Raw genomic sequence first — 21,642 nt, 5'->3', positions numbered from 1 at the left:
AGTATAAAGAATACAAGAGGTGTTTGAAATGACAAAATTGTACGGAAGTTTAGAAGCTGGTGGAACGAAGTTTATCTGTGCTGTGGGTGATGAAAATTTTAATGTTGTAGAAAAGACACAATTTCCTACGACCACGCCGATTGAGACGTTAGATAAAACGGTTGAGTTTTTCTCTCGTTTTGATAATTTAGCAGGTCTGGCAGTGGGCTCTTTCGGTCCAATTGATATTGACCCTAATTCAAAAACATATGGCTACATTACGACAACTCCAAAACCACATTGGGCAAATGTAGACATCGTAGGAGCGCTTCGTCGTGCTTTGAATGTGCCTATTTACTTTACGACAGATGTCAACAGCTCTGCCTATGGTGAAGTTGTAGCCCGCAATAATGCTGGCGGTCGCATTGAAAATCTGGTTTATTATACGATTGGAACGGGAATTGGCGCTGGTGCTATCCAACGTGGTGAATTTGTTGGGGGGACAGGCCACCCAGAAATGGGTCACTACTATGTGGCTAAGCACCCGATGGATGAAGAAAAAGGCTTTAATGGCGTTTGTCCTTTCCACAAGGGATGTTTGGAAGGCTTAGCAGCTGGTCCTAGCTTAGAAGCGCGGACTGGTGTGCGTGGTGAAAATATCGAGCTCAATAATTCTGTCTGGGATATTCAGGCTTACTATATTGCGCAGGCAGCTATTCAAGCAACGGTGACTTTCCGTCCAGATGTTATTGTCTTTGGTGGTGGTGTGATGGCACAGCAGCACATGCTGGACCGTGTTCGTGAGAAATTCACTGTCCTGCTCAATGGCTACCTGCCAGTGCCAGATGTGCGTGACTACATTGTCACACCGGCTGTCGCAGGAAATGGTTCAGCCACACTAGGAAATTTTGTCCTCGCAAAAGATATTAGCGAACGCTATGCAAAATAAGTAAACAAGGCGTTGAGAGTGTTCAAATAAACGAAGGAGGCTGAGATAGGGAATCCAGCCTCTTCCATTTGAGGTGAAAGATGCAAAAAGCAATTGTGAAAGATCCTTTCTTTTTACAGCAAAAATCAGTTCCTGCCACGAAAGCTGATCTATTCTTGGCTCAGGATTTGCAGGATACCTTGTTGGCTCATAGAGAGTCTTGTGTCGGTCTTGCTGCCAATATGATTGGTTTCCAAAAGCGGGTGATTATTTTTATGTATGGTATGTTGCCCATGATCATGTTCAATCCAGTTCTCATTCAGAAATCAGGAGCTTATGAGACGGAAGAAGGCTGTCTGTCCTTGACAGGCAGTCGGTCAACCATTCGTTACCAGAAAATCACGGTCGAATATCTGGATCAGAATTGGCTGAAGAAGACCATTACTTTAGAGGATTTTCCAGCGCAAATCTGCCAGCATGAATTGGACCATTTGGAAGGCATTCTCATATAGGAAATATATCTGGAAAGGATAGGAATAGAATGAAAGTATATCAGCGCGATGGAGATACATTTTATGCCATGGGCTTTGCCTTACTCTTTGGTATCTTTTTTTTCATGGCTTCTGTATCTATGAATAAGGTCTCCCCTGAGTCAACAAGTCAAAATAGTAGCAATCAACTGGTTCATAGGAGTCCTACCAGCAAAGAAGACCAAAGAAGCAGGCAGACTACTGAAGAAAGCAACAATATGCTCAATCCGCTCTATTGGGGAATGGGCATAACCGCTATTTTTATGATCGTTCTAGGCTATATTTCGAATCATAAACCACCGATTTTAGAGATGGATGAAATGGGAATAAGGCTGAGAGGCTTATCTGCTAAAAGAGAGAAGTACTTCTTGTGGCAGGAGATTGAGCAAATTGAATACGATATCTATCGATCTAGCTCAGGACCGACCGGTCGGATTTTATATTTCTATCCCAAAAATCAAGAGGAGAGTGCGGTCTCTTTGGACTTGGATGATGTGAAAAATGCTAGCTTCAATGAACTTCATCAAGAAATTTCTCAACTTGCTCCTCATATCAAGTGGCTTTTTCCATAGAAATATTATTATAGAGTAGAGATTTGATCTGCTTATTTTACTTTCTATAATCTCAGTTGGATCGAAGATAATGGAGGCTGGGACAAAAGTCCTAGCCTCTCAATTTTCTTTGGATTGTCGAGCAAGACGCAATGGTTGAGTGGGCTCTACTACGCTGATTTCATCAGCTTTTACAGGCCTACTCAACTATGCGGAGGTGGGACGACGAAATCGAATTCTAACGAATTACCGATCTCTGTCCCACTCTCTTTTTTTGTAAGCAATTCTTTATATGGGCGATAGGCGTTTTGCATATTTTATTTAAGCCTTCACTTTTCAAGTTTTTTGAGCTGCTTAGTCATTCTAGCAATTGCGAAGGTACATTTTTATATATTTATAATTTCAAACGGTATTTACCAGTTTAGCCAAGTATGATAAAATAGAAAAGTCACAGTATTAAGAAATTAAGGAGACAATGATGAAAAAAGTATTTAAATACACAGCCTTGCTTGTGGCAGGTGTGAGCTTGACTGCTTGTGCTTTGCTTTCAAGTCCAAATAAAAAACATTCTGGTAAGCCAAGTCAGGAGAAGACTGTTAAAAAATCAGCCAGCAATGGGCAGGTTGATATCCAGATTAAAGAAGGTCAGTTTATTATGCCAAGCAACGGATCAGCTGATGCAAAATACTTGGCCTTATCTTTGGAAATTAAGAATAAAACAAATGATAAGATTATGATTTCCTCCTCAGACATTGGTTTTTATGATTCAGAGGGAGAGAAGATCCAGCCGGTCGGAGTCTATGACGACAAAGAAAACTTTAAAACACTAAGCTATGAAGATTTAGCGGAAGGAAAGACTCTTTCTGGTAATCTGGTCTTTAAGGTTGAAGATGGCAAGAAATATGAACTTCACTATGAGAAGAAATCCTACGGCTCCGATGAAAAAGCAGAAGCCATCAAACTAAAAGTTGATCCTGCGAAATATCCGAATCACGTTGACGAATCAAAGAAATTAGCTTCTGATTATCTCAATGCTGTTTTCTTGGGAGGAGAAGCAAAGACAAAATCCTCCAAAGACAAAGGCGATTTGGTCTTAGGTGGCGATTTGGAGCAAGATAAAAAAGATTATAGAGCAGCTTTTGCAGCAGATTTCACACGTAAATTGCATGATTATCCCTTTAGTGATGATGAAATCAACGCTTTCATTGATGCCTATGTGAAAAGTAATGCCAAACGCTCAGAAATTGATTACACAGTAGCCCAGTACATGCCAAATTCAATCGTTATCAAGATCAAACCGAGAACGGTCAGTCTAAATAAAACCATGTATACCTACCGTCAAGATTTTTATGATAAGCATCGTTCTGAATATGGAAGTCTGAGTGACGTCTACAAAGCTACCGATAAGAGCTATGCTAATGATATGATGGCTGGAATGGATTCACGTCCTCTTCTTACGCCAGAACGCGATTATCAGTTGAAATTCGTCAAAACAGATGGCAAATGGGTTCTAGAGCGTGATTATTCTTATGAATCCATCGTCAGAGCTTTTGAAGGCGATATATCCTAATAGCAAGATGAGAGGGCAGATGCTTCATTCTGCTCTCTATTTTATTTTGTTTCCTAGTCTAGCTTTGTGTTATACTGGAGAATAGATATGTAGAGTAAAGGAGCCTGCCATGAAACAATTCTATGATAAATTAGTAAAAACGCGTCATTATCTTCATCAGCATCCAGAGCTGTCTGGCCAAGAGTATGAAACAACGGCCTTTCTAAGCCGTTATTTGCAAGACTTGGGGATAAAAATCTTGGACTCTGGCCTAGAGACGGGCTTGATTGCCGAAATCGGTCAGGGAGAACCAGTTATCGCCTTGAGAGCAGATATTGATGCCCTGCCCATTTTAGAGCAGACCGGTCTGCCTTACGCTAGCCAAAATCCTGGTGTCATGCATGCCTGCGGTCATGATTTTCATCAGACTAGTCTTCTGGGAGCGGCAGAGTTGCTCAAGGCTATGGAAGAAGATTTACAGGGAACCATTCGCCTGATTTTTCAGCCAGCTGAGGAGACCTCTCAAGGAGCCAGTCAAGTTCTGGCTACGGGTTTGCTGGACGATGTAGTTGCGATTATCGGTTTTCACAATATGCCCCAGTTAAAAGCTGGACAAATAGCCTTGAAGCCGGGAGCCATGATGGCAGGTGTGGAAAAGTTCAAGGTGACTGTGGAGGGAGTCAGTAGCCATGCGGCTCGGCCAGATTTGGGAGTAGATACGGTGCTGACTCTGACCAGCATGATTCAAAATCTCCAAGCTCTGGTTTCTCGGACTGTCTCGCCCTTTGAGCCAGTTGTTTTGTCTGTGACCCACATTGAGGCTGGGGCGACTTGGAATGTTCTGCCGCAAAATGGCTTCTTTGAAGGCACGATTCGTTGTTTTAACCTTGATTTGCAAAAGCGTTTGAAAGCAGATTTTATCCGTATTGTGGAGCATACGGCGGAGAATTTCGGTGCTAAGGTCACTATTGTCTGGGATCAGACTCCGCCAGTGACCTATAATGATCCAGAATTGGCCGAGCTTATTTTTGAAAACTCCCAGAACATCGGGGAGCTATTGACTGCTCAGCCATCTTCAGCTGGCGAAGACTTTGCCTTTTATCAAGAAAGAATCCCTGGTGTCTTTGCTTTTATCGGCTCAAATGGTGCAGCAGATGCGCCTGACCTGCACCATGATAGCATGACGATTGACGATGCAGCCTTTCAGGTCTCTGTGCCTTACTATGTCGAAAACGCCCTCTTTCTCCTCAAGCACTATAAGAAATAACTATAGTCTTTCATAGGAAATAAGAACTAGGCAAGCTTCTCTTCTTTTGTTATCATAGAAAAACAAGATTTCGATCTTTTCAAATAGTTTGAATAATCGAATCAGTGATAAAGAAAATCTATCACCTTGATAAAAAATATATAATGGTCAGGATTTTCGACTTTTGGTATGATAGAAACATGCTCTTTAGGAGGAGATAGAGATATGAATATTAAAAAAATATTGAAATACACTGCCACTGCTGTGGTAGGAAGTCTTGCAGTTGGGCTGCTTGTGGCCTGCTCGTCTTCTGCAAGTAAAGATAGTGCTACAAAGAAAAAGACGATTGAAGTCGGAACGGTTGGAACAACTAAGCCTTTCTCTTATGAAGATAAGGACGGAAAACTAACTGGTTACGAAATTGAAGTGCTTCGTGAAATCTTCAAAGGTTCAGATAAGTACGAAGTCAACTTCAACAAGACCAAATGGGCTTCTGTTTTCTCTGGCTTGGATAGTGACCGCTACCAAATTGGTGCCAATAACATCAGTTATTCAGAAGACCGTGCTGGTAAATACCTCTATACCAACCCTTACGCTAAAAACCCAACCGTCTTGGTGGTTCGTAAAGGAGTGAATATCAAGTCGCTGGACGATATCGGAGGCAAGTCCACTGAGGTTGTTCAAGGTACTTCAACAGCCAAACAACTGGAAAAGTACAATGAAGAACACAGTTCAAATCCAACAACCATCAACTACACAGATGGTACAATCCAGCAAATCTTGGCTAATTTGAATGATGGCCGCTCAGACTACAAGATCTTTGAACGTATCACGGTGGATACCATCATCAAAGACCAAGGTCTGGATAATGTCGAAGTGATTGAACTTCCAAGTGACCAACAACCATATGTCTATCCAATCCTTGCTTCAGGACAAGAAGAGCTTCAAACCTTCATGAACAAGCGGATCAAGGAACTCTATGAGGATGGCACACTTGAAAAATTATCAAAAGAATTCTTTGGCGGTACTTATTTGCCAGATGCCAAGGATATCAAGTAAGTTCTGATTTTCTTTGCCCTAGGCAATCGGAAATAACTTACAACCCTTTCATTAGAAAAAAATATATTTTATAAGGAGATTATCTCATGAAATTGAAAAAATGGTTTGGTGCAACAGCGCTCTTAGCTGTAGCAGCATTTGGTTTGGCAGCTTGCTCGTCTTCAACATCAAAAAACGCTAAGTCAGCAGACAGTGCAACAGTGACTGTAAAAGTTGGTGTGATGAGCCTCAGCGATACAGAAGAAGCGCGCTGGAACAAGGTTCAGGAAATCCTTGATAAGGATAAAGCAGGTGTTAAATTGGAGTTTACCCAATTTACAGACTATTCTCAACCTAACCAAGCAGTTCGTGACGGCGATGTAGATATCAATGCCTTCCAGCATTACTACTACCTGAAAAACTGGAATAAAGAAAACAATGCTGATTTGGTGTCTGTAGCAGATACATATATCGCACCAATCCGCCTTTACTCTGGTACTAAAGATGGTAAAAACAAATATACTGATGTAAAAGATATTCCAGAAAACGGAAGCATTGCCGTACCAAATGATGCGACAAACGAAAGCCGTGCTTTGAACCTTCTTCAAGCAGCTGGTTTGATCAAGTTAGATGTGGATTCAACTAAACTTGCGACTGTTGCTAACATCAAAGAAAACAAGAAAAACTTGAAAATTTCTGAATTGGATGCTTCTCAAACAGCAGCTTCTCTTACTTCTGTAGATGCAGCGGTTGTCAACAATACTTTCGTTCGCGAAGCTGGTATTGACTACAAGAGCGCTCTTTACAAAGAAAAGACAGATGAAAATTCTAAACTGTGGTACAACCTGATTGCTGCTAAGAAAGATTGGGAAAAATCTGACAAGGCAGACGCCATCAAGAAAATCATCAAGGCTTACCATACTGACGAAGTTAAAAAAGTCATTGAAGAGTCTTCAGATGGTATGGATCAACCAGTTTGGTAAGATTTTATAGAAAATAATTGAAGATAGAAAGGGCGGGGAATGGATTTCTCCAGCCCTTTATCTGCTATTAGTTAGAGTTTTTATCAACAGATATGGTTTAGCAATATTAAAACGCGGAGTCAAAGACTTACATGACAGCAAGTCTTTGCTCTTTCGTGAATCATAGCAGATAATCTTTAAAGAGATGCGATTAGTAGGAGTTACACATGCCTTTCTCAACTGAGAGTGAACAAATTAAAAAGTTTGAAAATGATGAGGTAGCCCAGCACTATTTTGAGGTGTTGCGGACCTTGATTTCTAAAAAGTCTATCTTTGCCCAGCAAATTGGGCTCAAGGAGGTAGCTACCTATCTGGGAGAAATTTTCACTGCCGCGGGTGCTAAAGTGATGATTGATGACAGTTACACGGCTCCCTTTGTATTGGCAGAGTTTCAGTCGGACAATCCTGAGGCCAAGACTATCATTTTCTATCACCACTATGATACGGTTCCGGCCGATAATGACCAGCCTTGGACCAACGACCCCTTTACTCTGTCAGTCCACTACGGTGTTATGTATGGTCGCGGGGTCGATGATGACAAAGGGCACATTACTGCGCGTTTGACAGCGGTACGTAAGTATATCCGAGAGCATGGTTCGCTGCCAGTCAATATCATCTTCATGATGGAGGGAGCAGAGGAGTCGGCTTCAACAGACTTGGATAAATATCTGGCCAAGCATAAGAAACATTTGCGGGGAGCAGATTTGCTGGTCTGGGAGCAGGGCACGCGTAATAATCTAGGTCAGTTGGAGATTTCTGGTGGGAATAAGGGCATTGTCACCTTTGATATGTCTGTTCGCAGTGCAGAAGTCGATATCCATTCTAGCTATGGCGGTGTCATTAATTCAGCTTCTTGGTACTTGATGGATGCTATCTCTAGCCTGCGTAGTGTGGACGGTCGAATCTTAGTGGAGGGCATCTATGAACAAGTAGAGGAGCCCAATGAGCGAGAGCTGGCTTTGATTGCCCAGTACGCTCTGAAGACACCAGAAGAGTTGAAGGAAATTTACGGCCTCCAGCTTCCAGTCTTGAAGGAGGAAAGGCAGGAATTTCTGCGTCGCTTCTATTTTGAGCCAGCCATTAACATTGAAGGCTTCGGTTCGGGCTATCAGGGACAAGGAGTCAAAACCATCCTCCCAGCATATGCATCTGCCAAGATGGAAGTACGCTTGGTACCAGGCTTGGAGCCCCATGATGTCTTGGACAAGATTCGCAAGCAACTGGACAAAAATGGCTATGATAAGATAGAATTAACTTATACATTGGGAGAAATGAGCTATCGTAGCGATATGAGTGCCCCTTCTATCCTGAATGTGATTGAACTGGCCAAGGATTTTTATCCAGAAGGCATCTCAGTGCTTCCGACATCTGCAGGAACAGGACCCATGCATACAGTCTTTGAGGCTTTGGAAGTTCCGATGGCTGCCTTTGGCTTGGGAAATGCCAACAGTCGGGATCATGGTGGCGATGAAAATGTCAAGATTGCCGATTATTATACCCATATTGAATTAATCAAGGAGTTAATCAGAAGTTATGAGCAATGAAATTATCAAATTAGACCGTATTGATGTCACTTTCACGCAGAAAAATCGTGTCATCAAGGCAGTTGAAGATGTGACCATTCATATCAATCAGGGGGATATTTACGGTATCGTGGGTTATTCTGGTGCCGGAAAGTCCACTCTGGTGCGGGTTATTAATCTTTTGCAGAAGCCCTCTGCTGGTCGCATCACTGTGGATGGGACAGTCCTATACGACAAGGAGACTGTCCAGCTGAATGCGGCTCAACTGCGGGAAAAGCGCAAGGATATTGGCATGATTTTCCAGCATTTCAATCTGATGGCTCAGATGACGGCCAAGGAAAATGTCGCATTTGCCTTGAAGCACTCAACTTTGTCTGCTGCTGAAAAAGAGGAGAAGGTTCGCAAACTTTTAGAACTGGTTGGTCTGGAAGATCGAGCGGATAATTATCCGTCTCAACTGTCTGGTGGGCAGAAGCAGCGCGTGGCGATTGCTAGAGCCTTGGCCAATGACCCGAAAATCTTGATTTCAGATGAAGCGACTTCGGCATTGGATCCTAAAACAACCAAGCAAATTTTAGCCTTGCTTCAGGATTTGAACCAAAAGCTGGGGCTGACGATTGTACTGATCACGCACGAAATGCAGATTGTCAAAGATATTGCCAATCGTGTAGCTGTTATGCAGAATGGGAAATTGATCGAGGAAGGCTCGGTTTTGGATATCTTTACCAATCCACAGAATGAATTGACCCAAGACTTTATCACAACGGCAACAGGCATCACTGAAGCGATGGTTAAAATCAATCAACAGAAGATTGTGCAAGATCTGCCAGCAGATTCTGTATTGGCGCATTTGAAGTATGCTGGTACGGTGACAGATACAGCCATTATCAACGATATCTACAAGCAGTATCAAGTTTCAGCCAATATTTTACATGCTAACATTGAGATTTTAGACAATGTGCCTGTCGGGGAGATGGTAGTCATTTTGTCAGGAAATGCAGAAAATCTTGCGTCTGCTCAAAGCAATTTACAAGCTGCTGGCGTAGAATTAAAGGTGCTTAAGGGAGGAATTTAGATTGATAGACTTGATTAAAACATTTTTGCCTAACGTCTATAAAATGGGCTGGGCTGGTCAGGCTGGCTGGGGCACAGCGATTTATCTGACCCTTTATATGACAATTATTTCCTTCCTGATCGGTGGGATTCTAGGCTTGATCGCTGGACTTTTCCTTGTATTGACAGCGCCAGGTGGTATTTTAGAAAATAAAACAGCTTTTTTCATCTTGGACAAGGTCACATCCATCTTTCGGGCAATTCCCTTTATCATTCTCCTAGCTTTGATCAATCCTTTCACACGGATGATTGTGGGCACAGGGATTGGGCCAACAGCGGCTTTGGTACCGCTATCTTTGGCGGTCTTCCCTTTCTTTGCCCGTCAGGTGCAGGTGGTTCTATCAGAATTAGATCGCGGTGTGATTGAAGCAGCGCAGGCGGTTGGAGCTAACTCATGGGATATCATCGGTGTTTATCTGCGCGAAGGTTTGCCAGATTTGATTCGGGTGACAACAGTGACCCTAATCTCGCTAGTTGGTGAAACAGCTATGGCGGGAGCGATCGGTGCAGGCGGTCTTGGAAATGTGGCGATTGCCTACGGATATCAACGTTTCAACCAAGATGTGACCATTTTAGCGACTGTTTTGCTCTTGTTTCTTATCTTCTTTATCCAGTTTCTGGGAGATTTCCTAACTAGAAAGATCAGTCATCGCTAGACAGAGAGTGGGACAGAAATCGGTAATTCGTTAGAATTCGATTTCGTCGTCCCACCTCCGCACAGTTGAGTAGGGCTGTAAAAGCTGATGAAATCAGCGTAGTAGAGCCCACTCAACCACTGCGTCTTGCTCGACAATCCAAAGACAATTTAGAGGCTAGGACTTTTGTCCCAGCCTCCTTTTGTCAGCTATCATCTTTTGAAAAGTCTGAAAATTTAATTTACATTCTATTTTCATAATGCTATAATAAATAAAGCTAAGTATAGAAAAATAGCATAATACATTACTTCTTGGCAGTGCTGGATTTTGCCCATGCCGAGGAAAGTTGCTTTAATAAACAACTAGTTTTCCTAGGAAGAAAGCTTATCAAGGATGCTAGATCTACAAACCTTGCTAGAACTTCCTCCTGCAGGAAGGATGGCAAAGCATGAAATGCGCATTTGCACGTATCAAGGATATAGCTATCAATAGTTTTATGAAGTTTTAGCTTCACAATTAGAAAGGATTCGATAATGACATCGTTAACACTGAAAGAGTTAAAATGGACGGGAGTCTTTACTCTGCTCTACTTTCTCTGTGTCGGACTAGGAGTACTAGTAGGGCACTTTTTTGACAATGCTGGCAATATGCTCTATGCTCCAGTATTTGCTGCAGTTTTTGGCGGAAGCGTTTATATGTTGCTGCAAAGCAAGATTAAAAAATTTGGAGCGATCAGCTTAGTAGGCCTAATAATGGGAGGCTTTTTCCTCCTGTCTGGTCATTTTATGATTGCTGGTCTGCCGGGCTTGGTGTTCGGTCTCTTGGCGGACACGATTGCAGGCTTAGGCAAATACGAAAATAAATTCTTGAATCTGCTTTCCTTTGTTTGTTTCTCTTTTGTCAATTCAGGCCCTATTATCCTCATGTGGTTAGCGCGGCGAGCTTATATTGATAGCTTGGTGGCGCGTGGCAAGACAGCAGAATACATCAATCGGATTTTGTTGCCGTTGGATTTCCCGACCATTGCTAGTTTTATCGTGATGGTAGTGGCAGGTGCTTTAATCGGTGGTCTGCTCGGTCAATATCTGGTAAAGAAACGCAGTGAAAAAGCTGATTCTCAGTCATAAAAAAGTTAAGCAAGACGAAAGCTTCCGGACTTTCTTATCCCGGCTTGCTCAAGGAATTATTCTGACATAAGTTGGATCCAGAAATGCCCTAGCTTGCATGCTATATCTTTGAGAAATAGACAGTTATAAAAAAATCCTATGCCTCCAGCTCTAGCGAAAAGAGCCTAATTTTGGTAAGATTAGAAGACTTGGAGAATATCAGGCTCAAGGCCTGGGAGGAATAAGATGAACAACATATTAGTGCTGCAGTCGGACTTCGGTCTGGTAGATGGAGCAGTGTCGGCTATGATTGGAGTGGCTTTGGAGGAATCACCAACGCTGAAAATCCATCATTTGACCCATGATATCACCCCCTACAATATTTTTGAGGGTAGTTATCGTCTCTTTCAAACGGTAGATTATTGGCCAGAGGGAACGACCTTTGTCTCGGTCGTGGATCCGGGAGTGGGTTCCAAGCGGAAAAGCGTGGTTGCTAAGACCAGTAAAAATCAATATATCGTGACACCTGATAATGGTACTCTGTCCTTTATCAAAAAGCATGTCGGTATCGTAGCTATTCGTGAGATTTCAGAAGTGGAAAATCGCCGCAAGAATACCGAGCATTCTTATACCTTCCACGGGCGAGATGTCTATGCCTACACAGGTGCCAAGCTGGCTAGCGGCCACATCAGTTTTGAGGAAGTTGGTCCAGAACTGAGTGTCGAAGAAATTGTTGAAATCCCTGTTGTGGAAACAAGGCTGGCGGATAATTTGGTCAGCGGAGCCATTGATATTTTGGATGTTCGCTTTGGTTCCCTTTGGACTTCGATTACGCGTGAGGAATTCTGTACCTTAGAGCCCAACTTTGGTGACCGTTTTGAAGTCACCATTTACAACAATGATATGTTGGTTTATCAAAACCAAGTGACCTATGGCAAGTCCTTTGCGGATGTCCGTATTGGTCAGCCGATTTTGTACATCAATTCCCTCTATCGGGTGGGCTTGGCTATCAACCAAGGTTCCTTTGCCAAGGCCTACAATGTCGGTGTTGGTGCTCAATGGCATATTGAGATTAAACGTATAGAAAATTAAAGGAGAACATTATGAAAAAGAAATTGTTAGATACAAAGTTTACCATTAAAGAAGTCGTTGCAACGGGGATTGGAGCTGCACTTTTTGTAGTTATCGGAATGATTAGCATTCCAACACCTGTCCCAAATACCAGTATTCAGCTGCAATATGCGGTTCAGGCCCTCTTCAGTGTCGTTTTTGGTCCCTTTGTTGGCTTCCTGATGGGCTTGATCGGCCACGTTATCAAAGACGCTATGGCTGGCTACGGTCTCTGGTGGTCATGGATTATCGCTAGTGCCTTCTTTGGTTTCATTCTTGGTTTGTTTAAAAATCGCATTCGTGCAGCAGAAGGTGTTTTTGAAGTGAAGGACATCGTCAACTTCAATATCTTCCAGCTTTTGGCCAATGCTTTTGTCTGGCTCTTGATCGCTCCGATTGGCGATATCTTGATTTATAGCGAGCCAGTCAATAAGGTCTTTGTGCAAGGCTTTGTAGCAACTCTGTCCAATGGAGTGACAGTTGCCGTAGCAGGAACCCTGCTCTTACTAGCCTACGCCCGTACTCAGACTCGCTCAGGCAGCCTTAAGAAAGATTAATCAAACTAGATATTACAAGATTGGGAAAGTCCCAATCTTTTTTTGTACAAAATAAAAAACAAAATGTAATTTATATATTGCATTATTTAAAATATATTGTATAATGTACTTATGAAGATGAAAGGAGCGCAGATATGAATAAGAAAGTAAGTGTCCTGCTTATCTGTCTTGTATCGGCGATAGTTCTACCAGTTGTTGGCACGATTCAGAAAAATCAAACCTTTATCATACTTGCTTTTAGTAATGTCGCCCTTTGCTGCACTTTCTATGCCGTAGGTGGGCAAAAGAAATACGAAAAGGATGGTGGCCATGGCAAAAAATCTTAGGTTAAAAATGGCAAGGGCTGAGCATGACATGACTCAAGGCGACTTGGCTGATGCCATTGGTGTGACTCGTCAGACCATTGGCCTGATTGAGGCAGGCAAGTACAATCCCAGTCTCAGTCTATGCTTGGCCATTTGCAAATGTCTCAATAAAACGCTGGATCAGTTGTTTTGGGAAGAATAGGAAGAAAGTGAGAAAGAAAATGAAGGACAAACCACAAAAAGTCTATACAGACGAGCGGACTCTACAACTTGAGCGAAAATTAGGAAATGAAGTTGCATTTTTTGCGATTATCTTGCTCCTTATCTCTATTTTTATCAAAATTATGATTTGGCATGTGCCAGTCGAAGGCTACTTACCAGAAATTCTAGTTATTTTGAGTATGGAAATTTATGCTGGCATTCGTAGCTGGCAGTTGGGACTTGATATCAGACGCGACAAGCCATCTATTGGGCATAGGAGTTTCAGAAGTCGTTTGGCTAACGGAGCTATCTTAGCGATTGTAATCGTGGCTGTTCAGATGTGGAGTGGAAATTCAGCTCTTCGACCATTCTTTCGCCATCATCCAATTTTGCAATTTATTTTTATTGTAGCTTTGCTAACTGCCTTTTCTAGTATATTTGATCAGTTGGTCGATTATTTTTATCAGAAGAGACAGCTTTTATTAGACCAAGAACTAGAAAATGATGAGAATTAGAATCAATGAATCTTTAACTTATAAATAAGAAAGTGAGAAAGAAAATGAAGAAGCAGCCTGTTATAAAAGATGAACGAACAGAAAAATTAGACGGCAAAGTTGCAGGGGAGTTAGTGCTAGGAATGTTCCTCTTCTTGGCTATCTCTGTATTTTTCAAAGCCTATATCCTCCATCTAAGCTTGCTGGCCTATCTGCCAGAAGGGATTCTACTTACCCTAGTAGGTCTATATGCCTTGCTTCGTCGCGTAAGCCTGGGCATTGACGTTGGTGATATGGTGAGAGAAGAAAAATGGCCAGAGCGTTTTGGCGGTGGAGTCATCTTTGTTCTCATCGTTATAGGCATTGATTCCTTTGCTCAGCGAGAAAGTCTGGCAAGCATGTTCAGCATTTTGTATCTGCTCAAGCTGGCTCTTGCAATGATACTGTTTATGCTTGGAAGCTTGACCATGGACAAGATCAGTCTTTATCTAAACAGTAAAGGTCAGGAAAAGCTCGATCAGGAATTGGAGGATGAAGAATGACTTGGTGGAAACGATTGCTCTGGGTTGGCTGCGCTTTTTTAGCCTTGGGCTTGTATATCCTCCCTATGCTGTTTCAGCAGGTAGCCATAACTTATCAATTTCCTAAACAGTGGACCATTGGTCTTGGACTTTTGCTGATAATCTTCATTTTACTGGTCTTTGTCGTGGCAGCAAAGAAAACTGGCATCTTATCTCCGTCTGGGAAAATCTTTCAAAAAGGAGACGGGAAGCGAATTGCTCTAGGCCTCTTTGGCATGTTGCTCATATCTGTCCTTGGGGCGGTATTACTTCGGTGGCTGCATGGAGAAGTTACAACGGCTAATCAGGCATCTTTGATGGAGGAATTCCAAAGAGGAGATATAGTTTTATTGTCCATCATGCTTGGAGTTTTGGCGCCTATCGCAGAAGAAATTATTTTCCGTGGCATTATTCCTCAAAAAATCTTTAAAGGCTATGAAAGCTGGGGCTATATCATAGGCGGACTGCTTTTTGCGATTTTTCATGGTCCAACCAATATCATGTCTTTTGTGATTTATGGCGGTGCTTCTGTGATTTTGACCTTGCTGGCTTGTCGAACTCGGCGCTTGGAAGTCAGTATCGCAGTTCACATGATAAATAACGGAATTCCTGCCATTCTTATGTTGTCAGTCCCTATTTTTGGAGTAGAAGTATAGGAGTTTGAAATGAAAATGAAACTTATTAAACGTCAAATCTTAGACGAACGCGAAGAACAACTGGTCAACAAGGCTGGTATGGAGAGTTTCAGTCTCATGCTATGTGGTAGTTTAGCTTTATATATGGGTTCTGTAGCTATGAATGGGGGAGTCGTTCACTATCAGCCCTTCTTGCTTTTGATTCTCATCACTAGCTTTTATTTCATGTGTCGAACTCAGTATCTGGGAGCCAATTATTACAATAGTTTCAGTCTGACTATCTGGGGCGTACTGGTTGCAACAGGCTTTCTGACCCTTTTGATTGCCTGCCAGAATTTTCAGCTCAATCATGCTATTTATCACAATAGTGTTTTTCACCCCATGTTTCTATTTGTTATTTTAATTACTTTTGTCATTCACTTCCCTTGATGCTGCTGGTCAATATTCTCTTGGAGAGTCTCAGCAAGTGGCAGAAGAAGCGCTTTGAAAAGTATTTGGAAGAATTGGAGAAAGAGGGCTAACCTGCTTTTCTGCGTAGAGATTCTAGCTCTGCTATTTTCCAAACAAATTTTTTGCCCAGTTTTTTCAATCAGGTTATAATTAATAGATGAATTAAAAAATTCAGAAAATTTATAGAGAAATGAGAGTTGAAATCTTATGGCAAAAGATATTCGCGTATTACTTTACTACAAATATGTTCCGATTGAGAATGCTGAGAAATTTGCAGCTGATCATCTGGCCTTCTGTAAATCTATCGGTCTTAAAGGCCGTATCCTAGTGGCAGATGAAGGAATCAATGGAACGGTTTCTGGTGATTATGAAACCACTCAAAAATACATGGATTATGTGCACAGCCTTCCGGGCATGGAAGACCTTTGGTTCAAGATTGACGAAGAAAACGAGCAAGCCTTCAAGAAAATGTTTGTTCGCTACAAGAAAGAAATCGTTCACTTGGGCTTAGAAGACAATGATTTTGACAATGACATCAACCCGCTGGAGACGACAGGAGCTTACCTGTCACCTAAGGAATTTAAGGAAGCCCTCTTGGACGAAGACACTGTTGTCCTAGACACACGTAACGATTACGAGTACGATCTAGGACATTTCCGTGGAGCCATCCGTCCAGACATCCGCAACTTCCGTGAGTTGCCGCAATGGGTTCGTGATAACAAAGAAAAATTCATGGACAAGCGTGTGGTTGTTTACTGTACCGGTGGTGTTCGCTGTGAGAAATTCTCAGGCTGGATGGTCCGTGAAGGCTACAAGGATGTCGGTCAGCTTCATGGCGGTATCGCGACTTATGGCAAGGATCCAGAAGTTCAAGGTGAGCTTTGGGATGGAAAGATGTATGTCTTTGATGAGCGTATCTCCGTTGATATCAACCATGTTGACCCAGTTGTGATTGGGAAAGACTGGTTTGACGGGACTCCTTGCGAGCGCTATGTCAACTGTGGCAATCCAGAGTGTAACCGCCGCATCCTGACTTCAGAAGAAAACGAAGACAAGTACCTCCGTGGCTGTTCTCACGAATGCCGTGTTCACCCTCGCAACCGCTATGTGACTGAAAACGGCCTGAGCCAAGCAGAAGTAGTGGAGCGTTTAGCTGCGATTGGAGAAAGCTTGGAAACATTGGTAGCTCAGTAATTTAATCGTGAAGATAAAAAACTTTAGATGTTTCAAGCGTCTAAAGTTTTTTCATTATTTAGTTGCAGCTTAGCTCTTCTTTATTCAGGTTTCGATGTTTTGTCCCTTCTTTTTGATGTGATATAATGGGCTTAAATAAATGGGAAAGGAGCAAGTCTATGTCTAAAGCTATCATGGAAAAAGTGGCAGCCTATCTGCGTCAGCATGCAGATGAAGAGTTGAGTCTGACCGATTTGGCTCAGTATTTCCATTATAGCCCTTCCCATCTATCCAGAACTTTCAAGAAAAAGATGGGCTTTTCTATCAAGCAATATGTAGAAGCTCTTAAGATGGAAAAAGGAATTCAGGAGATTGTAGAAGGCCGGCAAAATGTGACCGAGACCTCTATGGACGCTGGTTATGATAGTCTGGGTAGTTTTTCTAATACTTTTAAGCGGCATACTGGACTTTCGCCTAAAAAATACTATCAAGAATCAACCAAGGCTTATGATTTTATGGTCAAACAGCTGGAGGAGAAGGGAGCTTTGTTACATCAGGATCCCGACTGTAAAAGTGGCAATCGCTTGACTGTGGCGCTATCTTATCCTGAGGGGTATAAACCACGCATTAGCTGTGTCGGGCTGTTTAAAACCCGCATACCCAAAGAAGAGCCGGTTATCGGAGTAGCACTGAGTCAGGAGAGACAGTTTACTTTTGAAAATGTACCAGATGGTCACTACTATCTTTTGGCCTGTGAATTGCTGGAGGATTTACGCCTAACTAAAAACTATGTCTTGAAGCATAACTTTCGCTGGGGCAGCGATGAGCCTCTCACTTTTTCAGGCGATAGCATCTATCAAGAGGAAATCAGCATGCGCAGGCCCTTGCCAAGCGATCCACCTATTACAGTTAATCTTCCAGTTTTAATCATGCGTTCCCTAGCCAAACAAGCGCAATTGAGAATAAGAAAATTTTTATCTTAATTGATAAACTGATACTAGAGATTTATTCTCAGTTATAAACAATTGGAGGAACAATAATGAAATTAGACGTGTTTTTAAGTTTTAATGGTCAGGCCGAAGAAGCTTTTCGTTTCTATGCAGATCTTTTTCAGACAGAGATAAAGGGACTTGTCCGAGCTAGTGAGATGATGGATCTAGCAGATCTTCTTGCAGAAAAACGGGATAAGGTTGCCTGGATTGCCTTAGATACGGAAAACTTAACTCTGCATGGTGAGGATGTAGGCATTTTTAACGACCTATCTATTCCTAGCAATCATCAGCCTAATCAATGGTTAGTTCTGAGCCCAGACAGTAGAGAAGAAGCCGATGAGCTCTTTGCTAAGCTTGCTGAAGGTGGGCAGATTCTCTTTTCTCTAGAGAATCAGGCTTTTGCTAAGTTTTATGGCCGCTTGATTGACCGTTTTGGTATCGGCTGGGATGTGATGATGAAGTAGGGGAGAGCGATGGCATATAGTAAATCTTTGGCTCAACAGATTCGTACCATTTTAGCTACTGAACTTTCTCCTCGTGTTTTTGAAGAAGAGGTAGAAGAGAAGAAGATGTTTGGTGGCTTGGCTTTTATGGTCCGAGGGAAGATGACCGTTACTGTGAGTTCGAGAGGTCAAGAGCTTGTCATGGTCCGCATCGGTAAGGAAATGGAAAAGCAGGTCCTACCTAAAAATGGTACCAGTGTCACAGTGATGAAAGGCAGGCTTTATCATGGCTATATTGATTTAGATGTCGAGGGACAAAAGGAACTGTCTTACTGGATCAAGCTAGCCTTTTTTTTAATACAAATGTTTATATACTTTTGCACTAGATATCCCGTTAATTGAGAGTCTAGAAGATTATTAGACTTGTTGGTATAAAAAATGAGTTTTGCCTTACTATGATATGCTAAGAATAAGCAAAAACTATCCCAATCTCGTTATTTTAGGTATAATAGTAGCCAGAGGTGATCTTATGGGAATTCTATTATTTCTATTTATTTTAGGTTTAATCTTTTTATTCTATTTTGTAGGTTTTATAATTAAGCTGATTCTAGGGATCGTCTTCTTTGTTATTGGTTTGGTGGTACTTTTATTCCTACTGGGGCGTTATCGAAAGTAGAATAAGTGACTGCTATGAACCAATGGAAAATGAGAGGAGATCAATGTTAAAAATAGAGCAACCAATTACGATGGTTTCATTTCTCTTTGATGATTTTGAGACCCTAGATTTGATGGGGCCAGTAGAGTTTTTAGCTACTTTACCCAATGTAGAGACGAAATATGTCTCCCTTGATGGTGGTCTGATTTCTAGTCGGCAAGGTTTTCAAATCATGACGGATAATTTTAAAAGCTTACCTCCCAATTCTCTTCTCTTATTGCCTGGTGGTCAAGGTGTCAGAAAGATGGTGGAGGATAAGATTTTCCTATCTTCGCTAGAAAAGGCTGTCCAGCAAGCTGAGTTGGTCTTAAGTATTTGTACAGGAGCAGCTCTTTTAGCTCAGATTGGTCAACTCAAGGGGCGTAAAGCCACTAGCAACAAGCTTGCCTTGTCTTGGGTCGCTTCACATGATAGAGAAGTCCTTTGGCAAGATCAAGCACGCTGGGTCGTAGATGGGAAGTTCTACACTTCGTCAGGTGTCTCGGCTGGTATGGATATGTCCTTAGGCTTTGTGGCTAATTTCTGGGGTCAGGACTTGGCAGAAGAATTGGCTAAAAAAGCAGAATACGTGTGGCAAAACAAGGCTGACCAAGACCCTTTTTCTAGTAAATAAAGAGCAATCTGAGGAGATCGGATTGTTTTTTTAGTGATTGTGTAATTTGTACTGCCATGTCAAAATGAAGAATTAAAAATGGAAAAGCTTGTTTCATATTCTAATTTTCCCCATAGCAATTTATGCTATAATATAGTTAAAATATGGTAGGGGCATTATTTTATGAGTATTACATTTTCTATTCCAAATAAACGGGGGTTTCTAGGATTTCAGAAAGTTTTAAAAATCAGTGAATTGCTTGGATTTGTTGATGGACTGGAACCCCACCCTATACAGAAAGAGTTTATGTACCTTGGACTAGATAAGCTTGCTCTATTGAAATGCTGGGTTCCTGCAAAGTCAGGCCGTTATATTGACTTGGAATATGATAAGACTCAACAAACTTACAATGTGCGGATTCTGACTCCTTCAACACTTGCTGATTGGTCTCAGACCCTTACTTTGATTTCTAAGTTATCAAGTCGTTTGGGGACAAGCATCCGTGATGAACATGGTAGAGAATATAGCAGTTCAAGTGTCTGGGACTACCCTTATCAAGAGGACATAGTTTTTGGCTTGGAGGACTTTCTAAAATCAGGCTATGAGCTTGTGTATCAAGATGGTATTCGGAGAACGCTTGCCCTGAGTCCACATCTGGTGGAAGGTTTATTGAAGGCAGATAATCCTGCTCAGAGTTATAGTGATTTTTTCACCACTCGACAGTATATTGGTGCCTATGACGCTCAAAGTAAATTTTATGGAAGTGAGCAGAGTGAAAAAATTTTAGGGACCTATACGCTAACTGCTGGTGTTGATACAATCCTTCCTCTCGTACCTACTCTCGCACCAGAAGATACTGAATATATTGATGAATCAAAACTTAGCTGGTGCTGTAATCTGGTCGGATGTGATGATGCAGACCCGGACAATCTGGAGAAATTCTTTATTTACAAGAGAATTTCATATTCAGATTTTTTGGACAAGCTTCCTGAAAATATGACACAATTATTTGATGCTGAGAAAGTTCTTGTTTCTGCTATGACTTTTGCCCAAATGAAAGCTCTCTTTGAAGATTGCCAGGAGTTTGTTTTGTAGTCTTTGTTCATGCCAAAACTGGACTCAGCCAGTTTAGCTTCAGCTTCTATTATGGATAAATAATCTTTTTATGTGAAAATTCTTGTTCAGATTGACTGCCCTCCGATAGCTAGATATTAATCTAGCGCATGGGGGCAGTTGCTTTATCCCAATTTTTTTGTTTTGAAATGCGCTTGAGCCCATCCTTGCTATAGAGTCTGCCTATATCCTTGGCTAGCTAGAAAATATGCTGGTGATAGTCAGGAGCCTGCTTTTTTATGATACAATAGTAGGATAGAGTCAGTGGAGATTAACTGGCTATTTTATGCTAAAGAAATGGACAAAAGAAGTTTATGATTCTTGAAGAGTTTGACCAAAACCGTAAGGCCATCATCAATCCAGAGGATTTGATAGAGCCTATTGAAGGCTTTCCTCAGACGGCAGTGTCCTGCTTTGCTCGGGAGACCTTTGCCCGAATGTTGGCGGATTTTGACCATGAGTTGATTACGACGACGTCTATGGCTAACATTGAAATTCCTATCTATCGGGTTTTTGCGGATGGGCAGGAGCTAGCTCTTTTCAACGCTCCAGTTGGGGCTTCTGCTTGTGTGGCTATTCTGGAAGATTTGATTGCTTTTGGTATGAGAAAGCTGGTTCTCTTTGGGACTTGTGGTGTGCTGGACGAGGATATCAAAGCAACATCCGTCATTATTCCGACAGCAGCCTTGCGCGATGAGGGGACTAGCTATCATTACCAGCCGGCTAGTTCGGAGATAGCGGTCAATGTCGGCTTGCAGGATTTTCTCGTGAATTTCCTTGAACAGCGAGGGATTTCCCATAGCTTGGGAAAGGTTTGGACGACCGACGGTATTTTCCGAGAAACTGCGGACAAGCTGCGCAGGCGAAAAGAGGCGGGAGCTATCTGTGTGGATATGGAGTGCTCGGCTGTAGCAGCTCTGGCGGCCTTTCGTGGCGTTCAAGTTTGCCAGTTCTTTTATGCGGCGGATCATCTGTCTGAGGAGGCTTGGGATATGCGCAACCTGGCTAATCACGCGGACTTAGACGAGAAAGACAAGGTGGCCAATCTGGCGATTCAGATCGCTCTGGCCTTATAGAAAAAC

At 42.1% G+C, this 21,642-nt stretch carries 25 protein-coding genes and 1 pseudogene; all 26 read left to right on the top strand.

The window, feature by feature from the left end; translation table 11 throughout:
• Positions 1 to 28: 28 nt before the first annotated feature.
• The 26 genes and pseudogenes from scrK (at position 29) to D8797_RS00580 (ending at position 21,636) form a co-directional block, all read left to right on the top strand.
• Positions 29 to 928: a fructokinase ScrK gene (gene scrK / locus D8797_RS00710; protein WP_005591797.1), complete on the top strand. Its 900-nt coding sequence runs from the start codon at positions 29 to 31 to the stop codon at positions 926 to 928.
• 80 nt (positions 929 to 1,008) lie between these two features.
• Positions 1,009 to 1,419: a peptide deformylase gene (locus D8797_RS00705; protein ID WP_125378890.1), complete on the top strand. Its 411-nt coding sequence runs from the start codon at positions 1,009 to 1,011 to the stop codon at positions 1,417 to 1,419.
• 29 nt (positions 1,420 to 1,448) lie between these two features.
• Positions 1,449 to 2,009 carry a hypothetical protein gene (locus D8797_RS00700; RefSeq protein ID WP_125378889.1) on the top strand — a complete coding sequence of 187 codons (561 nt, stop codon included), beginning with the start codon at positions 1,449 to 1,451 and terminating at the stop codon, positions 2,007 to 2,009.
• A gap of 454 nt (positions 2,010 to 2,463) precedes the next feature.
• Positions 2,464 to 3,558: a DUF4352 domain-containing protein gene (locus tag D8797_RS00690; RefSeq protein WP_185780816.1), complete on the top strand. Its 1,095-nt coding sequence runs from the start codon at positions 2,464 to 2,466 to the stop codon at positions 3,556 to 3,558.
• A 109-nt stretch (positions 3,559 to 3,667) separates the two neighbouring features.
• Positions 3,668 to 4,804, top strand: a complete 1,137-nt coding sequence (locus D8797_RS00685) for an amidohydrolase (protein WP_125372467.1) — start codon at positions 3,668 to 3,670, stop codon at positions 4,802 to 4,804.
• A 204-nt stretch (positions 4,805 to 5,008) separates the two neighbouring features.
• Positions 5,009 to 5,842: an amino acid ABC transporter substrate-binding protein gene (locus D8797_RS00680; RefSeq protein ID WP_005592302.1), complete on the top strand. Its 834-nt coding sequence runs from the start codon at positions 5,009 to 5,011 to the stop codon at positions 5,840 to 5,842.
• Between the two features lie 86 nt (positions 5,843 to 5,928).
• Positions 5,929 to 6,804, top strand: a complete 876-nt coding sequence (locus D8797_RS00675; RefSeq protein WP_045500767.1) for a MetQ/NlpA family ABC transporter substrate-binding protein — start codon at positions 5,929 to 5,931, stop codon at positions 6,802 to 6,804.
• A gap of 206 nt (positions 6,805 to 7,010) precedes the next feature.
• A complete protein-coding gene (locus D8797_RS00670) occupies positions 7,011 to 8,387 on the top strand; it encodes a M20/M25/M40 family metallo-hydrolase (RefSeq protein WP_125372465.1) in 1,377 nt (458 codons plus the stop codon).
• The gene (locus tag D8797_RS00665) at positions 8,377 to 9,441 is read left to right on the top strand and encodes a methionine ABC transporter ATP-binding protein (protein ID WP_005591808.1); all 1,065 of its coding nucleotides are present in this window, start codon (positions 8,377 to 8,379) and stop codon (positions 9,439 to 9,441) included. Before D8797_RS00670 ends, D8797_RS00665 begins: the two co-directional genes overlap by 11 nt.
• 1 nt (position 9,442) lies before the next feature.
• Positions 9,443 to 10,135 carry a methionine ABC transporter permease gene (locus D8797_RS00660; protein ID WP_125378887.1) on the top strand — a complete coding sequence of 231 codons (693 nt, stop codon included), beginning with the start codon at positions 9,443 to 9,445 and terminating at the stop codon, positions 10,133 to 10,135.
• Between the two features lie 512 nt (positions 10,136 to 10,647).
• Positions 10,648 to 11,241: an MptD family putative ECF transporter S component gene (locus D8797_RS00655; protein WP_125378886.1), complete on the top strand. Its 594-nt coding sequence runs from the start codon at positions 10,648 to 10,650 to the stop codon at positions 11,239 to 11,241.
• Between the two features lie 225 nt (positions 11,242 to 11,466).
• Positions 11,467 to 12,312, top strand: a complete 846-nt coding sequence (locus D8797_RS00650) for an SAM hydrolase/SAM-dependent halogenase family protein (protein ID WP_015605665.1) — start codon at positions 11,467 to 11,469, stop codon at positions 12,310 to 12,312.
• An 11-nt stretch (positions 12,313 to 12,323) separates the two neighbouring features.
• On the top strand, positions 12,324 to 12,887 hold the full coding sequence (locus D8797_RS00645; protein ID WP_125378885.1) for an ECF-type riboflavin transporter substrate-binding protein: 564 nt from the start codon (positions 12,324 to 12,326) through the stop codon (positions 12,885 to 12,887).
• 134 nt (positions 12,888 to 13,021) lie between these two features.
• Positions 13,022 to 13,213: a potassium transporter gene (locus tag D8797_RS00640; RefSeq protein ID WP_125378884.1), complete on the top strand. Its 192-nt coding sequence runs from the start codon at positions 13,022 to 13,024 to the stop codon at positions 13,211 to 13,213.
• Positions 13,197 to 13,394: a helix-turn-helix transcriptional regulator gene (locus D8797_RS00635; protein WP_005591814.1), complete on the top strand. Its 198-nt coding sequence runs from the start codon at positions 13,197 to 13,199 to the stop codon at positions 13,392 to 13,394. The genes D8797_RS00640 and D8797_RS00635 overlap by 17 nt, the downstream gene beginning before the upstream one ends.
• A 19-nt stretch (positions 13,395 to 13,413) precedes the next feature.
• On the top strand, positions 13,414 to 13,908 hold the full coding sequence (locus D8797_RS00630; protein WP_125379194.1) for a DUF6773 family protein: 495 nt from the start codon (positions 13,414 to 13,416) through the stop codon (positions 13,906 to 13,908).
• A 44-nt stretch (positions 13,909 to 13,952) separates the two neighbouring features.
• The gene (locus tag D8797_RS00625; protein ID WP_125378883.1) at positions 13,953 to 14,429 is read left to right on the top strand and encodes a DUF6773 family protein; all 477 of its coding nucleotides are present in this window, start codon (positions 13,953 to 13,955) and stop codon (positions 14,427 to 14,429) included.
• Positions 14,426 to 15,103: a CPBP family intramembrane glutamic endopeptidase gene (locus D8797_RS00620; protein WP_125378882.1), complete on the top strand. Its 678-nt coding sequence runs from the start codon at positions 14,426 to 14,428 to the stop codon at positions 15,101 to 15,103. Before D8797_RS00625 ends, D8797_RS00620 begins: the two co-directional genes overlap by 4 nt.
• Positions 15,104 to 15,112: 9 nt before the next feature.
• Positions 15,113 to 15,603, top strand: a pseudogene (locus tag D8797_RS00615) (DUF6773 family protein).
• A 136-nt stretch (positions 15,604 to 15,739) separates the two neighbouring features.
• The gene (gene trhO / locus D8797_RS00610) at positions 15,740 to 16,726 is read left to right on the top strand and encodes an oxygen-dependent tRNA uridine(34) hydroxylase TrhO (RefSeq protein ID WP_045500789.1); all 987 of its coding nucleotides are present in this window, start codon (positions 15,740 to 15,742) and stop codon (positions 16,724 to 16,726) included.
• 158 nt (positions 16,727 to 16,884) lie between these two features.
• Complete coding sequence (locus tag D8797_RS00605; RefSeq protein WP_125378881.1) at positions 16,885 to 17,688, top strand: helix-turn-helix transcriptional regulator; 804 nt, start codon at positions 16,885 to 16,887, stop codon at positions 17,686 to 17,688.
• A gap of 56 nt (positions 17,689 to 17,744) precedes the next feature.
• Positions 17,745 to 18,161 carry a VOC family protein gene (locus D8797_RS00600; RefSeq protein WP_125378880.1) on the top strand — a complete coding sequence of 139 codons (417 nt, stop codon included), beginning with the start codon at positions 17,745 to 17,747 and terminating at the stop codon, positions 18,159 to 18,161.
• A gap of 9 nt (positions 18,162 to 18,170) precedes the next feature.
• Complete coding sequence (locus D8797_RS00595) at positions 18,171 to 18,542, top strand: TfoX/Sxy family protein (RefSeq protein WP_125378879.1); 372 nt, start codon at positions 18,171 to 18,173, stop codon at positions 18,540 to 18,542.
• A 317-nt stretch (positions 18,543 to 18,859) separates the two neighbouring features.
• On the top strand, positions 18,860 to 19,468 hold the full coding sequence (locus tag D8797_RS00590) for a DJ-1/PfpI family protein (RefSeq protein WP_005592293.1): 609 nt from the start codon (positions 18,860 to 18,862) through the stop codon (positions 19,466 to 19,468).
• 162 nt (positions 19,469 to 19,630) lie between these two features.
• Positions 19,631 to 20,542: a DUF4299 family protein gene (locus tag D8797_RS00585; RefSeq protein ID WP_045500798.1), complete on the top strand. Its 912-nt coding sequence runs from the start codon at positions 19,631 to 19,633 to the stop codon at positions 20,540 to 20,542.
• Positions 20,543 to 20,874: 332 nt separating this feature from the next.
• Entirely contained in the window at positions 20,875 to 21,636 is a 762-nt protein-coding gene (locus tag D8797_RS00580) for a nucleoside phosphorylase (RefSeq protein WP_005591826.1), read from the top strand.
• The last annotated feature ends 6 nt before the right edge of the window (positions 21,637 to 21,642 follow it).

The organism is Streptococcus cristatus, from assembly GCF_003944225.1.
Lineage (GTDB): Bacteria > Bacillota > Bacilli > Lactobacillales > Streptococcaceae > Streptococcus > Streptococcus cristatus_K.
This window is presented reverse-complemented; position numbering and strand designations above follow the sequence as displayed.